We start from the raw sequence: 1,747 nt of genomic DNA on the forward strand, positions 1-1,747 counted from the left end.
AGGTATGGACCAAGAGCAATTAGGGCAGCTTCAACAGTACCATCTCCACCTTATGAGCACTTCAACATTGAAACAGGTGTTGATCCATTTGGAGTTTTCAGGACAGTTGATTATGGAGATGTGAACATTTCGCCAGGAGATGTAGTAGAATCTCATAGAAGAATGACTGACAAAGTCAAAGAAGTGTTGGATATCGATGGCATACCGGTAATGCTTGGTGGCGATCATTCCATTACATTTGCAAATGTTCGAGCCTTTGCAAAAAAGTACAAGAATATAGGAATGATACATATCGATACGCATGCAGACTGTGCGCCACAAGGTCTATGTGGTTTCAAGTATGATCATGGGGCTCACATTAGAAGAATTATGGAATTAGGTTGCCTTAAAGGAAAGAACTACACCTTGATTGGACCTCGTGGATACTGGCCAGGACCAGATCTATACAAGTGGATGGCAGATCAAGACTTTCAATGGTTCACCATGCTAGATGTAGAGGAATTAGGCATAGATAGAATTGCTAAAGAAGCTGCAGATAGGGCTAATGACAATGTCGATGCTGTTTACATCAGCTGGGATATTGACACATTTGATCCTGCATATGCCCCAGGAACAGGAGAGCCAGAACCAAACGGATTAACCTCTAGAGAGGGAATGAAGTTGATGAGGNTAAAACAGTTGATTATGGAGATGTGAATATTGTACCAGGCGATGTGGTAGAATCCCACAGAAGAATGACTGACAAGGTTAAAGAAGTATTAGATATTGACGGCATTCCTGTCATGCTTGGTGGTGATCATTCCATCACTTTTGCAAATGTACGAGCCTTTGCAAAGAAATACAAGAACATCGGAATGATTCACATTGATACGCATGCTGACTGTGCACCACAGGGTTTGTGTGGTTTCAAGTATGACCATGGGGCTCACATTAGAAGAATAATGGAATTAGGATGTCTAAAAGGAAAGAATTACACCCTAATTGGACCTCGTGGATACTGGCCAGGCCCAGATCTATACAAGTGGATGGCAGATCAAGACTTTCAATGGTTCACTATGCTTGATGTAGAAGAGTTAGGCATAGATAGAATTGCCAAAGAGGCAGCAGACAGAGCTAATGACAATGTCGATGCAGTGTACATCAGTTGGGACATTGATACATTTGACCCAGCATATGCTCCAGGAACTGGAGAGCCAGAACCAAACGGACTCACCTCCCGAGAAGGAATGAGATTGATGAGATTACTTTCATCCTCGTTTGATCCAGACAAGTTTGCTTTTGACTTGGTCGAAGTAGCCCCCAACTATGATGTCAGTGATGGTAATTCGTACAGTGGCGGAATCACTTCAGGTCTTGCAAACCGCTTGATAGTAGAGCTCTTAGCAGGACTATCCCTCACAAAGAAAGGAGAGACTGAAGGTAGGCCAGTAAGACCAAAATCTTATCGTGGTACAGGGAACACATACAGCTTTGGTAAACCCAAAGCCCAAATTCCGAAAAGAAATTGATTAGAATCGAGGTCTTGATAGAGGGAGAGCCAGACATTCTTCCCTCTATCAAACTCTTTGAATTCAAAGATGAGGATGAGGCAATTTTTCTCAATGTCATAGAAATGATCAAAGACAAACTCTCAAGAAATTTGAGGCTAAACACTCATGAAACTCTACATGTATTTTGTGCATACGTTGTTAGTGAAATTCGTTCAGGAAAATCCGAATTGCAAATCATAGATAACTCATCAAAAATT

Annotated in this window: 3 protein-coding genes; all 3 read left to right on the forward strand. The window is 41.7% G+C overall.

Annotation, left to right across the window (positions count from 1 at the left end; all coding sequences use genetic code 11):
* Nucleotides 1-669: agmatinase family protein (locus DYY66_RS05040; protein WP_218583615.1), on the forward strand; the 669-nt coding region annotated here is incomplete at both ends.
* Between the two features lie 44 nt (nt 670-713).
* Nucleotides 714-1,508 carry an agmatinase family protein gene (locus DYY66_RS16125; RefSeq protein ID WP_394352580.1) on the forward strand — a complete coding sequence of 265 codons (795 nt, stop codon included), beginning with the start codon at nt 714-716 and terminating at the stop codon, nt 1,506-1,508.
* Between the two features lie 14 nt (nt 1,509-1,522).
* Nucleotides 1,523-1,747, forward strand: a 225-nt coding sequence (locus DYY66_RS05050; protein WP_166286756.1) for a hypothetical protein, incomplete at its 3' end; no start/stop codon positions are given.

Origin of the sequence: Candidatus Nitrosotalea sp. FS, assembly GCF_011319475.1 — an archaeon.
Taxonomy (GTDB): Archaea; Thermoproteota; Nitrososphaeria; order Nitrososphaerales; family Nitrosopumilaceae; genus Nitrosotalea.